At 69.1% G+C, this 14890-nt stretch carries 15 protein-coding genes; 8 read left to right on the plus strand and 7 right to left on the minus strand.

The window, feature by feature from the left end; all coding sequences use genetic code 11:
• Window positions 1–104 precede the first annotated feature (104 nt).
• Window positions 105–803, minus strand: coding sequence for a pirin family protein (locus Q0326_RS01240; RefSeq protein ID WP_298686235.1), 699 nt, complete (start codon window positions 801–803; stop codon window positions 105–107).
• A 206-nt stretch (window positions 804–1009) separates the two neighbouring features.
• Here Q0326_RS01240 and Q0326_RS01245 point away from each other — a divergent pair, with 206 nt between their 5' ends.
• Together Q0326_RS01245 and Q0326_RS01250 are read left to right on the plus strand one after the other, a co-directional pair.
• The gene (locus Q0326_RS01245; RefSeq protein WP_298686236.1) at window positions 1010–1990 is read left to right on the plus strand and encodes a CorA family divalent cation transporter; all 981 of its coding nucleotides are present in this window, start codon (window positions 1010–1012) and stop codon (window positions 1988–1990) included.
• Window positions 1991–2099: 109 nt separating this feature from the next.
• Complete coding sequence (locus tag Q0326_RS01250) at window positions 2100–2705, plus strand: acetate uptake transporter (RefSeq protein WP_298686238.1); 606 nt, start codon at window positions 2100–2102, stop codon at window positions 2703–2705.
• A 390-nt stretch (window positions 2706–3095) separates the two neighbouring features.
• Here Q0326_RS01250 and Q0326_RS01255 read toward each other — a convergent pair whose 3' ends face one another.
• From Q0326_RS01255 to Q0326_RS01265, 3 genes are all read right to left on the minus strand, one after another.
• On the minus strand, window positions 3096–3575 hold the full coding sequence (locus Q0326_RS01255; RefSeq protein ID WP_298686240.1) for a hypothetical protein: 480 nt from the start codon (window positions 3573–3575) through the stop codon (window positions 3096–3098).
• Between the two features lie 47 nt (window positions 3576–3622).
• Window positions 3623–3946 carry a hypothetical protein gene (locus Q0326_RS01260; RefSeq protein WP_298686242.1) on the minus strand — a complete coding sequence of 108 codons (324 nt, stop codon included), beginning with the start codon at window positions 3944–3946 and terminating at the stop codon, window positions 3623–3625.
• 574 nt (window positions 3947–4520) lie between these two features.
• Window positions 4521–5666 carry an aldose epimerase family protein gene (locus Q0326_RS01265; RefSeq protein ID WP_298686244.1) on the minus strand — a complete coding sequence of 382 codons (1146 nt, stop codon included), beginning with the start codon at window positions 5664–5666 and terminating at the stop codon, window positions 4521–4523.
• Window positions 5667–5831: 165 nt separating this feature from the next.
• Here Q0326_RS01265 and leuC point away from each other — a divergent pair, with 165 nt between their 5' ends.
• The 5 genes from leuC (at window position 5832) to Q0326_RS01290 (ending at window position 10743) form a co-directional block, all read left to right on the plus strand.
• Window positions 5832–7235, plus strand: coding sequence for a 3-isopropylmalate dehydratase large subunit (gene leuC / locus Q0326_RS01270; RefSeq protein ID WP_298686246.1), 1404 nt, complete (start codon window positions 5832–5834; stop codon window positions 7233–7235).
• Window positions 7232–7840, plus strand: a complete 609-nt coding sequence (gene leuD, locus Q0326_RS01275) for a 3-isopropylmalate dehydratase small subunit (RefSeq protein WP_298686248.1) — start codon at window positions 7232–7234, stop codon at window positions 7838–7840. Before leuC ends, leuD (Q0326_RS01275) begins: the two co-directional genes overlap by 4 nt.
• Entirely contained in the window at window positions 7833–8693 is an 861-nt protein-coding gene (locus tag Q0326_RS01280; protein ID WP_298686250.1) for an isocitrate lyase/PEP mutase family protein, read from the plus strand. The genes leuD (Q0326_RS01275) and Q0326_RS01280 overlap by 8 nt, the downstream gene beginning before the upstream one ends.
• Complete coding sequence (locus Q0326_RS01285) at window positions 8690–9820, plus strand: zinc-binding dehydrogenase (protein WP_298686252.1); 1131 nt, start codon at window positions 8690–8692, stop codon at window positions 9818–9820. The genes Q0326_RS01280 and Q0326_RS01285 overlap by 4 nt, the downstream gene beginning before the upstream one ends.
• 113 nt (window positions 9821–9933) lie before the next feature.
• Window positions 9934–10743: an alpha/beta hydrolase gene (locus tag Q0326_RS01290; RefSeq protein ID WP_298686254.1), complete on the plus strand. Its 810-nt coding sequence runs from the start codon at window positions 9934–9936 to the stop codon at window positions 10741–10743.
• A 97-nt stretch (window positions 10744–10840) separates the two neighbouring features.
• On the opposite strand, the gene leuD (Q0326_RS01295) is transcribed toward Q0326_RS01290, so the two are convergent.
• Both leuD (Q0326_RS01295) and Q0326_RS01300 read right to left on the minus strand, forming a co-directional pair.
• Window positions 10841–11440, minus strand: coding sequence for a 3-isopropylmalate dehydratase small subunit (leuD, locus tag Q0326_RS01295; protein WP_298686257.1), 600 nt, complete (start codon window positions 11438–11440; stop codon window positions 10841–10843).
• Complete coding sequence (locus Q0326_RS01300) at window positions 11437–12864, minus strand: 3-isopropylmalate dehydratase large subunit (RefSeq protein WP_298686259.1); 1428 nt, start codon at window positions 12862–12864, stop codon at window positions 11437–11439. Before Q0326_RS01300 ends, leuD (Q0326_RS01295) begins: the two co-directional genes overlap by 4 nt.
• Before the next feature lie 76 nt (window positions 12865–12940).
• Here Q0326_RS01300 and Q0326_RS01305 point away from each other — a divergent pair, with 76 nt between their 5' ends.
• Complete coding sequence (locus tag Q0326_RS01305) at window positions 12941–13699, plus strand: GntR family transcriptional regulator (RefSeq protein WP_298686261.1); 759 nt, start codon at window positions 12941–12943, stop codon at window positions 13697–13699.
• Here the strand turns inward: Q0326_RS01305 and Q0326_RS01310 are convergent.
• Window positions 13660–14829 (minus strand): CoA transferase, encoded by a 1170-nt coding sequence (locus tag Q0326_RS01310; RefSeq protein WP_298686263.1) that lies wholly within the window; start codon window positions 14827–14829, stop codon window positions 13660–13662. The genes Q0326_RS01305 and Q0326_RS01310 overlap by 40 nt on opposite strands.
• Window positions 14830–14890: the final 61 nt, after the last annotated feature.

Genomic DNA, 14890 nt, shown 5'->3' on the forward strand with positions numbered 1-14890 from the left:
GGCCGGGGCCCAGGCCCCACGTCTGCGGTCGCGCGCGGCGTCCGCCACGGGCAGCGGGCCTGGGCCCCGGCGTTCGCCGGGGAACGCCGCGCCGCGGACGAAGGTCAGGCGGCGTCGACCAGCACCAGTTCGCTGTCCTCGAGCGCGGTGACGCGCAGCGTGTCGAGGTCGCTGATCGCGGCGCCGTCGCGGGCGTTGACCCGCACCCCCTCGATCTCGACCGCGCCGGTCGCCGGGACGAGATAGGCGCGGCGATCCTTGCCGAGCGGATAGTCCGCGGTCTCGCCCGCCTTGAGCGTCGCGCCGACGACGCGCGCGTCGGTGCGGATCGGCAGCGCGTCGTCGTCATTGGCGAAGCCCGAGGCCAGCGTCACGAACCGCCCCGAGCGCTCGCCCTTGGGGAAGGGCCGCGCGCCCCAGCCCGGCTTCTCGCCACCTCGCGTGGGAATGATCCAGATCTGGAAGAGCGTGGTCGGCACGTCCTCCTGGTTTATCTCGGCATGGGTGATGCCCGTGCCCGCCGACATCACCTGGACGTCGCCCGCGCCCGTGCGGCCCTCGTTGCCGAGGCTGTCGCGGTGGGTGATCGCGCCGCTGCGGACATAGGTGATGATCTCCATGTCGCGGTGCGGATGCGGCGGGAAGCCCGATTTGGGCGCGATCACGTCGTCGTTCCAGACGCGCAGATTGCCCCAGTTCATGCGCTTGGGGTCCTGATAGTTGGCGAAGGAAAAATGATGCTTGGCGTCGAGCCAGCCGTGGTTCTCGCCGCCGAGGGTCGCGAAGGGGCGCAGGTCGATCATCGTGGGTCTCCCGATGCGGCCGGGCGCTATCGGACGCCCGCCGTTGGAGCGAGAGATAGGCGCCGTCCGTCATCCGCGACAGTGGGATAAGATCGCGCTGATCGTTCGATGATCTTGAATAAGGGCCGATGCATTGCGACGCCGCAATTGTCGTGCCGCCGAAAGCTCGTATGGCCGGCGCGGCGAATCGGACGCGGGGAGGGCATATGCTGAGGAAGGTCGACAAGGCAGGCGCCACGATCGAGGACGATGGCGCCGACGGCGGCGCGCTCGACCGCGCGATCTGGATCGACCTGTGCAGCCCGACCGACGCCGAGATCGAACGCGTCGAGCAGGCGTTCGACGTCCGCATCCCCAATCGCGAGCATCTCGCCGAGATCGAGGCGTCGAGCCGGCTGCGCGCCGATCGCGGGCGGCTGATCATGAGCGCGCCGCTGATCGCGCGGCAGGGCGAACTCGGCATGTTGTCGCCGACCGGCTTCCTGCTGCTCGAGACCACGCTGGTGACGGTGCGCTTCATGGAAATGGCGGCGTTCGACGCGGTCCACGACGCGGTCGCCAAGACCGACCGGCCGGAAAGCGGGCGCGACGTGTTCGTCCGCCTGCTCGAGGACATCGTCGACCGCTCCGCCGACCGGCTCGAGCGCGTCGCCGAGGAGCTGACCAAGGCGAGCCACGAGATCTTCGCCGAGCCCGAGAAGGACAGCAAGAAGCACCGGCTCGCGCACGAGACCAAGCGGCTGCGCGCGCTGATGATCAGCATCGGCCGGCAGAGCGAGCAGATGGTCAAGGTCCGCCACGCCTTCCTCGCGATCGGACGGATCGCGAGCTTCGTCACCGATCGCTGCGAGCCCAAGATCGAGGCCGAGCTGCGCGAGCGGCTCGCCTCGATCCGCCACGACATCGAATCGCTCGACGAGTTCGAGAGCTCGCTGACCGGGCGGGTGCAGCTGCTGCTCGACGCCGCCACCGGCTTCATCTCGATCGAGCAGAATGAGGTGGTCAAGGTGCTGACCGTGGTCTCGGTGGCGGGCGTGCCGCCGGTGCTGATCGCGGGGGTCTACGGGATGAACTTCCAGCACATGCCCGAACTGGCGTGGCGCTGGGGCTATCCGTACGCGATCGCCGCGATGGTGGCCTCGACCGTGCTGCCCGTACTGTGGTTCAAGTGGCGCGACTGGCTGTAGCCGCGGCCGACGCGAGACGCGGCAATCGGATGCGATCGCCCGGCTAGCCGCTTGACAGCGATGGTCGTCCTCGCGCTTCTTCTCGGCATAACAAGCTGGGAGGATTAGGATGCCGGACACCATCGTCACCGCCACGCCCGCCGTGCCCGCCAATCCGGCTGCACTCGGCCTCGTCGGCTTCGGGCTGACCACCGTGCTGCTCAGCCTGGTCAACGCGGGGGTGCTCCCCGCGGGCGGTGAAGGCGTCGTCGTGCCGCTGGCGCTGGCCTATGGCGGTCTGATCCAGATCGTCGCGGGGCTGCTCGAATTCCGCGTCGCCAACACCTTCGGGATGACCGCCTTCCTCAGCTACGGCGCCTTCTGGTGGTGGTTCGCCCTGCTGCTGATCTTCGCGCACACCGGCGTGATCGACATCGCGCAGGCCGGGCCGACGGTCGGCGTCGCGCTGCTGCTGTGGGGCGTGCTCACGCTCTATCTGTGGATCAGCACCTTCCGCCTGCCGCGCATCCTGTTCGCGGTGTTCCTGACGCTGTGGCCGACCTTCTTCCTGCTCGGTCTGGGCGGCGCGATGGGCGCGCCCGCGCTGACCCATCTCGGCGGCTGGCTGGGCCTGCTCTGCGGCACGCTTGCGATGTACGGCAGCTTCGCCTTCGTCACCAACGCGACCTGGGGACGGACCGTGATCCCGGTCGGCGCGCCGCTGCTGGTCGGCTGAGGCGGGCGCGGCGGCGCGGCGTCGATGCCGACGGTCGTCGGCGGTGACGAGCGGACCGGACGCGGTGGAGCGCCGCCAGTCCTCGTCGTCGTCATCGCGGACCCGATCCGGGATCCATAGACGCGGCGTTCGCTCTTCGAGGCGCGGCGCGTATGGATTGCCGCCTCCGCGGGACTGACGGGGCGTGGTGGAGAGCGGCCATTCCTCTTGTTCGTCATCCCGGACTTGATCCGGGATCCATAGACGCAGCGTTCGCAATCAAGGCGCTGCGCGTATGGATTCCCGCCTTCGCGGGAATGACGGGATGTGGTGGAGAGCCGCCATTCCGGTTCGGAAGACTTGTCGGGCGGAAGCGGTCATACGACGTGCGGCAACTGAACAGCCTGAAGACTACTTCCTTTTGCTTGGGTATAACGAAGGTTCACGCATGAGTTGATCAAGATTTTGCAAGAGCGGATATACCGTGTTTATGTAATCATTTCGCTTTTTGTTTGTTGCTTGATCAAGGCTGGACAAGTCCCATGTGTTTGCACTTCCGAAGCGAAATGCGAACCGCTGAGCCGCCCATTTATCCACATCGGTGTCTAGCCAATTGAACGTGTCCCAATACCATCGATCAGCCTGCGCAAACACTACTGCATACTCGTCGGAGGTTAGGCTCTCATTTTGCAGACGCTGGTAAATTTGGGCGCCCTCCGTAAATCTTTGCTTGAACTCATTCAGAAGTGGTCCTCGCACCACGGTCGGCAAAACGTAGTTCTGCTCCAGATGCTGAATAACGCCCGCTGTCGCACCCCCACTGGCGTTGTGTGAATTAACAGAGCCAATAGAAGGTATCGGCTTTGATATGGGCGACTTATCGTTTGCCATGCTAGGTCCGGCAGCGAGAAGCGCAGATATCGCTAGAATCCTCGGCGTCATTTTTGATCCACATGACCGATACTCCCGGCAGTGACGCCGCCCGACTGATTGTGGCTACTGACACTCTCAATCCTCACCGGTGGCGCCTTGTTGGTTTCCGCCTCTGCATCGCTCGCTCCTTTCGGCAGGTCCAATGCAGGGGCACGCGGGGGCCTTGTGAAAGAGGAAAGGCGATCCGTAGCTTTGGAATGAGGCTGCCACATCACTAGCAAAATGATAAACGCAATCCCAACCACGACGAACGTGGCGACGATTTTTGGGATTAGGGGCAGCGCACTGAGGAACCCGACGAAGCCTTCCATTTTCTCCATATCTTCCATCTCGCGGCTCCTGCCTCAAATGACGGCTATCGGGATTGGTCAGATATGACCGGAATGGCAAGGTCTGGGCGAAAGCAGCCATAGTCTGCTCGTCATTGTGAGGCGCGGAGCGCCGTGGCGATCCGGAGATCGGCGCTGGATTGCTCCTCAGGCCGAGCCCGGCGTCGTGCCGACGAACCGAAACCGAAGCGTCCTGTACGACATGCAGACACACCTCTCCCGCAAGATCAGGACAGGGGGAGGTCAACGGCCGGCGCGTCTCTTGCCAAGGGGCACCCGGTGCTGGACGGCTTGGGGTAAGCCAAGTGCGGTTGGTAACCAAAACAGCCGCGTCCAGACTTTGTACTTGGGGACCAAGGCCCCTGCCCACGGTTGGCCTGGCAGGGTGTGACGTCGGTCCACGGTTACGTTCTCAGCGAAGCTTCGGCTTGGAAAACCGGATGACTCCGCGCCGGCCGCCCGATCGATGCCAGCGTGACGCTCGCCGCGATCGGTTCCCGTCCCTCGCACCCTTGCGCTTCGGGGTAAAAGGACGCGTCGGTATATAACCCAAATGGTTCGCCTTGTCAAGCGCTCAGTGGGCGGGGGCGATCGAGAAGCGGAAGACGATGCGGTTGGCGTAGGTCTGGCCGGGAGCGAGCCGCACCGAGCCGAATTCGGGGTGATTGGGGGTGTCGGGGAACATCTGCGGCTCGAGCACGATCGCGTCGCCTTCGCGGTACAGATGGCCCGCCTTGCCGACGATCGTGCCGTCGAGAAAATTGCCCGAATAGAATTGGATGCCGGGCTGGTCGGACAGGATTTCGAGGACGCGGCCCGATGCCGGATCCTCGACGCGCGCCATCAGTCGCGGCGCCGCCGTGCGGGTGCGGCTGACCACCCAATTATGGTCGTAGCCGCGGCCGTAGCGGAGCTGCGGGTCGGTGGCGTCGCGGACCCGGTCGCCGATGACGCGGGGGGTGCGGAAGTCGAAGGCGGTGCCCGCGACCGCGCGGAATTCGCCGGTCGGGATCGCGGTGGCGTCGGTCGGCGAATAGGCCTCGGCGGGGATGGTGAGCCGCTCGCCCATCGCGCCGTTGGCGGACCCCTCGCCGGACAGGTTCCAATAGGTGTGGTTGGAGAGATTGACGATGGTCGGCCGGTCGGTGGTCGCGCGATAGTCGACCGAGAGCGCGCCGGCCTCGTCGAGCGCATAGGTGGCGGTGGTGGTGAGAATGCCCGGATAGCCCTGGTCGCCGTCGGGGCTGACATAGCGCAGCACGACCGTCGCGGTCGGCCCGGCGGCGGTCGAGACCAGCTGCCAGGCGACCTTGTCGAACCCCTTGGTACCGCCGTGCAGCGAATTGGGGCCGTCGCTGAGCGGCACCGCATAGCTCTTGCCGTCGAGCGTGAAGCGCCCCTTGGCGATGCGGTTGGCGACACGGCCGACGGTGGCGCCGAAGAAATTGGGCTTGGCGACATAGCCGGCAATGTCGGGATAGCCGAGCGCGACGTCGGCGAAATGGCCGGCGCGGTCGGGCACGATCACCGACTGGACGCTCGCCCCCAGGGTGAGGATCGTGACCCGCATGCCGGCTGTATTGGTGAGCGTGACCGCGGCGATCGCGGTGCCGTCGGGGAGCTGTCCGAAGCGGCGCTGCGCCACCGTCGTCGCATGCGCCGCGGCGGTGGCGGCCACCGTCGCCAATAGTGCCGCGATCCTGCTTGCCGTCCGGGTCATCGATCCGCCTCCCACAATTTCGCGCATTTTTGTCGGACACGTCCGGCAAAGTCCAGATCGGCGGCGGGCGGCGGCGGCCTGTCCGCCCTACGATCATGTTGGCCGCCGATCTCGACGCCGCGTCGCGCGCGCCTATCTACGCCGCACAACCGGGAGAGGACGACCGTGGCGCGCACGCTGTACGACAGACTGTGGGATGCGCACGTCGTCGTCTCCGAGGCCGACGGGCGCAGCTTGCTCTATATCGACCGGCATCTGCTTCACGAGGTGAGCACGCCGCAATCCTTCGCGGCGCTGCGCGAGGGCGGGCATGTCGTGCATCGCCCCGCGACCCAGCTCGCGGTCGCCGACCATGCCGTGCCGACGCACGACCGCGACCGGCCGATCGCCGATCCGCTGGCGCGCGCGCAGGTCGGGCTGCTCGAGCGCAACTGCGCCGATTTCGGGATCGACTATCTGCGGCTCGACGGCCCCGACCAGGGCATCGTCCACGTCATCGGCCCCGAACAGGGGTTCACGCTGCCGGGGATGACGCTGGTCTGCGGCGACAGCCATACCGCGACGCACGGCGCCTTCGGGGCGCTCGCCTTCGGGATCGGCGCCAGCGAATGCGGCACCGCGATGGCGACGCAGGCGCTGTGGCAGACCAAGGCCCGGCGGATGCGCGTCACCTTCGCCGGCGCGCTGGCGCCGGGCGTCACCCCCAAGGACATGGCGCTCGCGCTGATCGGCCGGATCGGCGCGGCGGGGGCCTCCGGCCATGCGATCGAATTCGCCGGCGAGGCGGTGCGCGCGCTGTCGATGGAGGGGCGGATGACGCTCTGCAACATGGCGATCGAGGCGGGATCGCGCACCGGCCTCGTCGCCCCCGACGCGACCACCTTCGCCTATCTCGAGGGCCGGCCGCGGGCGCCGGCGAGCGCATCATGGGACGCGGCGCTGGCGGCGTGGCAGGATCTCGCCAGCGACCCGGACGCCGTGTTCGACCGCGAGATCGAGATCGACGCCGCGACGCTCGCCCCGCAGGCGACCTTCGGCACCAGCCCCGACCAGGTGATCGCGGTCGACGGCGCGCTGCCCGATCCCGCGACGCTGGCGGACGGCGCGGCGCGCGCCAAGCTCGAAAAGGCGCTGGCCTATATGGATCTGGCGCCGGGCCAGCGGCTCGCCGGGCTGGCGGTCGACCATGTCTTCATCGGCAGCTGCACCAACGGCCGGCTCGACGATCTGCGCGCCGCCGCGGCGACGATCCGCGGCCGCCGCGTCGCCGCCGGCGTGACCGCGCTGGTCGTCCCCGGCTCGGGCGCGGTCAAGCGCCAGGCCGAGGCGGAGGGGCTCGACCGGCTGTTCGTCGCGGCGGGCTTCCAGTGGCGCGAGGCGGGCTGTTCGCTGTGCGTCGCGATGAACGACGACCGGCTGCCGGCGGGCGCGCGCTGCGCTTCGACCTCGAACCGCAATTTCGAGGGCCGCCAGGGCGCCGGCGCGCGCACCCATTTGATGAGCCCGGCGATGGCCGCCGCCGCCGCGATCGCCGGGCATATCGTCGACATTCGCGAGGACGCCGCATGATCCCGCTCCGCCAGGTCGAGGGCCGCGCGATCTCGCTGCCCGATGCCGACATCGACACCGACATCATCTATCCCGCGCGCTTCCTGCTGATCACCGAGAAGCGCGGGCTCGGCCGCTACGCCTTCCACGATCGCCGCGGCGCACCCGGCTTCCCGTTCGATGCGCCCGACGCGAAAGAGGCGACGATCCTGATCGCGGGGGCCAATTTCGGCTGCGGATCGAGCCGCGAACAGGCGCCGTGGGCGCTCGCCGATCTCGGGCTGCGCGTGATCGTCGCGCCAAGCTTCGGCGAGATCTTCTTCTCGAACTGCTTCAAGAACGGGCTGCTCGCGATCACGCTGCCCGCCGAGCAGGTCGGGGCGCTGCACGGCGCGGCGACCGCGGGCGCGACGATCGCGGTCGATCTCGAGGCCGGCACGATCGCCGCGCCCGGGGTCACGACGATCCCGTTCGCGGTCGACGCCGACAGCCGCGAGTCGCTGCTCAACGGCTGGGACGAGACCGCGCGCATCCGCGCGCGGCACAGCGCCGACATCACCCGTTTCGAGGCCGCCCAGCGGCGCGCCTCCCCCTGGCTTTGGACGAAGGACGACATCGATGCTTGACCCCCGGCTGCGCAGCAAACTCGCGAGCGGCACATTCTTCGTGGTGCCCGGCGTCCACGACATGATCGCCGCCGTCGTCGCCGACCGCGTCGGCTTCGACATCGTCTATGGCACCGGCTATTGGCTGACCGCATCGGCCTACGGCCTGCCCGACGCCGGCATCGCCACCTATTCACAGATGGTCGACCGCATGGCGACGGTGAAGCGGACCAGCAAAGCGGCGCTGATCGCGGATGCCGACACCGGCTTCGGCGGGCTGCTCAACGTCCATCACACGGTCAGGGGCTATGAGGCGGCGGGCGTCTCGGCGATCCAGATCGAGGACCAGGAATTTCCCAAGAAGTGCGGCCACACGCCGTTCAAGCGGCTGGTGCCGATCGCCGACATGGTCGAGAAGATCAAGGTCGCGGTCGATACGCGCGAGGAAATGCTGGTGATCGCGCGGACCGACGCGCGCCAGTCCGAAGGGCTCGACGGCACGCTGCGCCGGCTTGAGGCCTATGCCAAGGCGGGCGCCGACATCCTCTTCCCCGAGGCGCTGACCAGCGAGGCGGAGATGCGCACCGCCTGCGCGAGCTTCGAGCAGCCGGTGATGGCGAACATGGCCAATGGCGGCCTGACCCCCATGCTCAAGGGCGACGTGCTGGCGGACATCGGCTATGCCTTCGCCATCTATCCGTCGCTGACCAGCCTGATCGCGGCCTCCGCGATGGAGACCGCGCTGGTCAAGCTGCGCGACGGGGGCGATGGTGAGCCGGCCGACATGCCGATGTTCGACTTCAAGACCTTCTGCGGCATGATCGGGTTCGAGGACGTATGGGCATTCGAGAAGAAATGGTCGCAGGACAAATGACGACGATCACCGCCGCGGTGCTCGCGCGCAGCGGCGACCAGCCGCGGCCCTATGCGGAATCGCGGCCGCTGACGCTTGCGACGCTGACGCTCGATCCGCCGCGGCCGGGCGAACTGCTGATCCGCATCGATGCGGCGGGGCTGTGCCATTCCGATCTCTCGGTGGTCAACGGCGACCGGCCGCGGCCGATGCCGATGGCGATCGGCCATGAGGCGACCGGGATCGTCGCGGCGCTGGGCAGCGCCGACGACACCGGCTTCGCGGTCGGCGACCGCGTGGTCCTGGCGTTCCTGCCGTCCTGCGGCGAATGCGTGCGCTGCCGCTCGGGCGAGGCCTATATGTGCGCGGTCGGCGCCGCGGCGAATGGCGAGGGCCGGCTGCTTCAGGGCGGGTGCCGGCTGCACGATGCCGATGGCGGCGACGTCCGCCACCATCTCGGCGTCTCGGCCTTCGCGACACATGCGGTGGTCGACCGGCGCTCGGCGGTCAAAGTCGACCGCGACCTGCCGCCCGAGATCGCCGCGCTGTTCGGCTGCGCGGTGCTGACCGGGGTCGGCGCGGTGATGAACTCGGCCGCGGTGCGCCCCGGCGAGAGCGTGATCGTCTACGGGCTCGGCGGCGTCGGCCTGTCCGCGCTGCTCGGCGCGCGGGCGAGCGGCGCCGCGCCGATCCTCGCGATCGATCCGTTCGCCGACAAGCGCGCGATCGCCCAGGACCTGGGCGCGGTCGCGGTCGGCCCCGAGGACGCCGCCGAGGCGATCGCGCGGCTGTTCTCCGAGGGCGGCGCGGACGTCGTCGTCGAGACGGTCGGCAAGGCGGCGGTGCTGCGCGACGCCTATCGCGCCGCGCGCCGCGGCGGCCGGATCGTCACCGTCGGCCTGCCCAATCCGGCCGAGCCGCTCGACATTCCCGCGGTGTCGCTGGTCGCCGAGGGCAAGACGCTGATCGGTTCCTATATGGGCTCGTCGATCCCCGCGCGCGACATCCCGCGCTATATCGCGCTGTGGAAGGCGGGACGGCTGCCGGTCGAGCGGCTGCTGAGCTCGGTGCATCCGCTCGCCGACATCAACAGCCTGCTCGACGCGCTCGCCGACGGCCGCGCGATCCGACAGATCGTGACACCGTAGCCGAGGCGCGCGGCTTGGCGGCGGTCATCCGACTGTCGGCCGAAGTCGGAAAGCGGATCGCAGGGCAAGCCGGCGCTTGCCATGCCGGGGTTTCCCCGTCGAAGGAGCCGATCATGATCCCCCGCCGCGCCTATGCCGATGGTCCCTTCGGGCAAGTCCATTTCCAGCATCAGGGCGAGGGCCACCCGCTGGTGCTGCTCCATCAGGCGCCGATGACCTCGGCGCAGTTCGACTGGGTCTATGCGCCGCTCGCCGCGCGCGGGATCCAGGCGATCGGGATCGACATGCCGGGCTTCGGCCAGTCGGACCCGACGCCGTTCGTGCCGGGCGTGCCCGATTATGCCGCGATCGTCCCGCCGGTGCTCGACGCGCTCGGCCTCGCCAGCGCCTCGGTGCTCGGCCACCATACCGGCGCGCTGGTCGCGACCGAGGTGGCGATCCAGTTCGCCGACCGGGTCGAGGCGCTGATCCTCAACGGGCCGCTGCCGCTGACCGAGGCGGAGCGTGCGGCCTATCTTGCCGGCGGCCACCAATGGGAGCTCGGCTTCACCGCGCAGCCGCACGCCGGCCACATGCGCGAGCTGTTCGACATTCGCGCGGGCTTTGCCGACGGCAGCGTGCCGCTGACCCGGATCAGCGACTATGTCGTCCAGGCGCTGGTCGGGCGCGGCACCTTCTGGCACGGCCATCACGCTGCCTTCCAATATCGCCAGGACGAGACGCTGCCGCGGATCACCCAGCCGACGCTGATCCTCACCAACAGTGGCGACTCGATCTTCGACCATGCGGTGCGGGCGCATGCGATCCGCCCCGACTTCGCCTTCGTCGCGCTCGACGGCGGCGGCGTCGACATCGTCGACCAGCAGCCCGAGGCCTGGGCGGACGCGGTCGCGGCGTTCCTGCAGGCACAGGGCAGGCTGTAGAGGGGGGCGCCTTACCGCACGCGCGGCCTTGCGAGCCCAGGCGTGTCCCGCCGCTTCGCGCCGCGGCTTTACGATGCAGATGACGCGCCCGCTTCGCTCAGGCGTCGAAATAGACCCACGGGTTCGCCGCGCGGTGCGCCGCCCGAAACGCGGCGATCGCGTCGCGGCGGCGCAGCGTCAGGTCGATCGCGTCGAGCCCGCCGACCAGCATCGCCTTCGACTCCGCGTCGATCGCGAAGGTCGCGAAATTGCCCGCGGCGTCGGTGACGGTCTGCGCGGGCAGGTCGATCGCGAGCGGCTGGGGTGCCCCCGCGAACGCATGCGGGTCGAGTTCGATCGGCACGATGCCGTTGCGCACGCAATTGCCGCGGAAGATCGGGTTGAAGCTCGGCGCGATGACGACGCGAAAACCATATTCGGCAAGCGCCCAGGCGGCATGTTCGCGCGACGAGCCGCAGCCGAAATTGGCGCCGCCGAGCAGGATCGCGGCCCTGGCATAGCCGGGATCGTTGAGCACGAAGCCGGGTTCGGGCACGCGGCCGCCGACCTCGGTGTAGCGCCAGCCCGCGAACAGCCCGTCCGCCAGGCCGGTCTTGCCGACCGTCTTCATCTCGCGCGAGGGGATGATCGCGTCGGTGTCGATATTGTCGCGGATCAGCGGCATCGCGATCGAGACGAGCGTGGTGAAGGGAGTCATGCCCCGGGCTCCGCGGCCGCTGTGTCCAGCGCGGCGGGCGCCACGATCCGGCCGGCGATCGCCGACGCCGCGACCGTCTCGGGCGAGGCGAGGTGCGAGCGCGTGCCGGGCCCCTGGCGGCTCTCGAAATTGCGGTTGGTCGAGCTGATCACGCGCTGCTGCGCGCCGAAGCTCTCGCCGCCCGCGAAGAAGCACATCGAACAGCCGGGTTCGCGCCACTCGAAGCCGGCGTCGAGGAAGATGCGGTCGAGCCCCTCGGCTTCGGCGGCCGCCTTGACCGCGCCCGATCCCGGTACGCAGATCGCGCGGACGCCGGGGGCGACATGGCGCCCGTCGAGGATCGCGGCGGCGCGGCGCAGGTCGGACAGGCGCGCGTTGGTGCACGAGCCGATGAAGGCCGCGTCGATCGCCGCGCCGGCCAGCGCCTCGCCCGCGGCCAGCCCCATATAGTCGAGCGCCCGCCCGTGAGCCTCGGCGGTGTCGCGATCCGAGACGTCGGCGAAGGCGGGCACCGCGCCGCCGAGCGGCACCGCCTGCTGCGGGCTGGTTCCCCAGGTCACCATCGGCACGACATCGGCGGCGTCGACGCGGTGCTCGGTATCGAAGACCGCGTCGGCGTCCGAGGTGAGCGTCCGCCAGTCGGCGACCGCGCGGTCCCATAGCGCGCCCTTGGGCGCATAGGGCCGGCCCTCGAGATAGGCGAAGACGGTGTCGTCGGGCGCGATGATCGCCGAGAAGGCGGCGCATTCGGTCGCCATGTTGCACAAGGTCAGCCGGCCCTCGACGTCGAGCGCGCGGACCGCGGTGCCGGCATATTCGAGGACGTGGCCCCTGGCGCCCGCCGAGCCGAAGCGCGCGAGCAGGTGCAGCGCGAGATCCTTGGCGGTGACGCCCGCGGCGAGCACGCCGTCGATCGTGATCCGCATCGTCTTGGGCCGGGTGACGCGCAGCGTCGTGGTGGCGAGCGCATGTTCCGCCTCGCTCGATCCGATTCCCCAGGCGAGCGCGCCGAGCGCGCCCTGCGAGCAGGTGTGGCTGTCGGGGCAGACGAGGGTGAGGCCGGGCAGGACGATCGCCTGCTCGGGCGAGATGACATGGACGATGCCCTGGCGTGGATCGCCGAGATCGAACAGCGTGATCCCCGCCGCCTTGGCGGCGTCGCGGGTCGCGGTGATGAAGGCGGTGCCGGTCGGCATGATCGTGCGGTCGGTGCGGCCGGGCAGCGTGTCGACGACATGATCCATCGTCGCGAACACCTGCGCGGGGGAGGCCACCGCGCGGCCCGCCGCCGCAAGACTCTCCAGCGCGACCCCGCCGGTGCGCTCGTGGAGCAGCACGCGGTCGATCAGCACCAGCCCGGTGCCCCCGCCGAGGTCCTCGACGACATGGCGATCCCAGATCTTGGCGAAAAGAGTCTGGCCCATATCAGGCGCTCCGGCTGTGGGGGGCTTGGCGGCGCGCGCGGAAAGCGGCATCGCCAAGTCCATGGCAACACACGCGATGCGGGATGCGATTCCGCTCTATCATCAGATCTATCTCGCCTTGCGCGACGAGATATTGTCGGGCGAGCGCGGTTTCGGCGCCGCGGTGCCGACCGAGCAGGAACTGGGCGCGATCCACGGCGTGTCGCGGATCACCGCGCGCCGCGCGCTCGACGAGCTGGCGAGCCACGGTCTGGTCGAGCGCAAGCGCCGCGTCGGCACGCGCGTCTGCTTCCGCGCGCCGACCGCGCCGATCGAGGGGCATATCGACCAGGCGGTCGACTCGCTGATCGCCTTCGGGCGCGACACGCAGGTCCGCGTGATCGAATATGGCGAGGTGCCGGCGACCGCGACCGTCGCCGACCGGCTCGGCATCGCGGTCGGCGCGCCGGTGATCCATGCGCTGCGGCTGCGCTCGGCCGACGAGGCGCCGCTCGGCGCGATCGAGAGCTTCGTGCCGGCGGCGATCGGGGCGGGGCTCAGCCGCGCCGCGCTGGCGACGCAACCGATGCTCGAGCTGATCCGCGCCGCCGGCCATGCGATCGGGGCGGGGTCGCAGATCATCTCCGCGGTGCCGGCCGACCCGGCGCTCGCCGCCTTGCTCGAGACCGAGGCGCGCGCGCCGATCATCCGCGTCGATCGCGTCGTGCGCGACACCGACGGACGTCCGCTGCTGTTCACCAGCGCACGCTATCGCGGCGATCGCTATCGGCTCAGCCTCGATCTGCATGGCGGTGGTCAGCAGGCGATCGCGGCGGCGATGGCGTCGTCGCCATAACCGATCTCGCGCAGGATCGCGGCGCCATCGCGACCCGCATGCGGGATGTCGTGACGCAGCGGCACGCGCGCGCCGTCGAACTCGATCGGCAGGCCGGGCAGGCGGGTCGCGTCGCCGCCGGGGATGGTGACGTCGACGAGGCCGCCATGGTTGAGATGCGGATCGTCGAACAGATCCTCGGGGCGCGCGATCGGCGCGAAGGGCAGGCCGATCGTCTCGACCTTGGCGACCAGTTCGGCGCGGGTCATGCCCGCGAACAACGCGCGGATCTGCGGCACGATCGCGTCGCGCGCCAGCACGCGCTGGTTGTTCTTCGCGAACTCTGGGTTGGCGCCAAGGTCGTCGAGCCCGAAGGCGGCGCAGAACGCCGTCCATTGCGCATCGCTGACCACGCCGACGAACAATTGCTCGCCGGGCTCCAGCGTCTCGAACACGTCGTAGATCGCCCAGGCCGAGATGCGGTTGGGCATCGGCTGCGCCGCCTGACCGGTGACCGCCATCTGCGCCATATGCTGGCCGACCAGGAAGGCGGTGGTCTCGTACAGCGCGCATTTGACCTCGCCGCCGAGGCCGGTGCGGTGGCGGCGTTCGAGCGCCGCCAGGATGCCGATCACACCGAACATGCCGCCGGTAATGTCGATCACCGAGGCGCCCGCGCGCAACGGACGACCGGGCGGCCCGGTCATATAGGCGAGCCCGCCCATCATCTGCGTCACCTCGTCGAGCGCGGTGCGATGCTCGTAGGGGCCGGCGAGGAAGCCCTTGGCGGCACAGTGGATCAGCCCGGGATTGGCGTCCTTGAGCGCCTGATAGCCGAGCCCGAGCCGGTCGAGCGTGCCCGGGCGGAAATTCTCGACGACGACGTCGGCGCCCTCGCACAGCGCGCGGGCTGCGGCGAGCCCGGCCTCGCTCTTGAGATCGAGGCAGATCGAGCGCTTGTTGCGGTTGAACATCGGGAAATAGCCAGCGCCCGAGCCGAGCAGCTTGCGCGTCTGGTCGCCGCCCAGCGGTTCGACCTTGATCACGTCGGCGCCGAGATCGGCGAGGATGACGCCGGTCGACGGCCCCATCACCATGTGCGTGAACTCGATCACCTTGATGCCTGCCAGCGGCAATGCGTCGTCCTGCACGTTCGATATCCCCGCTCGACAGCCCCGCGCTATTTGTTATAGATATATGTCATAACTTCCA

Source organism: uncultured Sphingomonas sp. (assembly GCF_937859915.1).
Classification (GTDB): domain Bacteria; phylum Pseudomonadota; class Alphaproteobacteria; order Sphingomonadales; family Sphingomonadaceae; genus Solisphingomonas.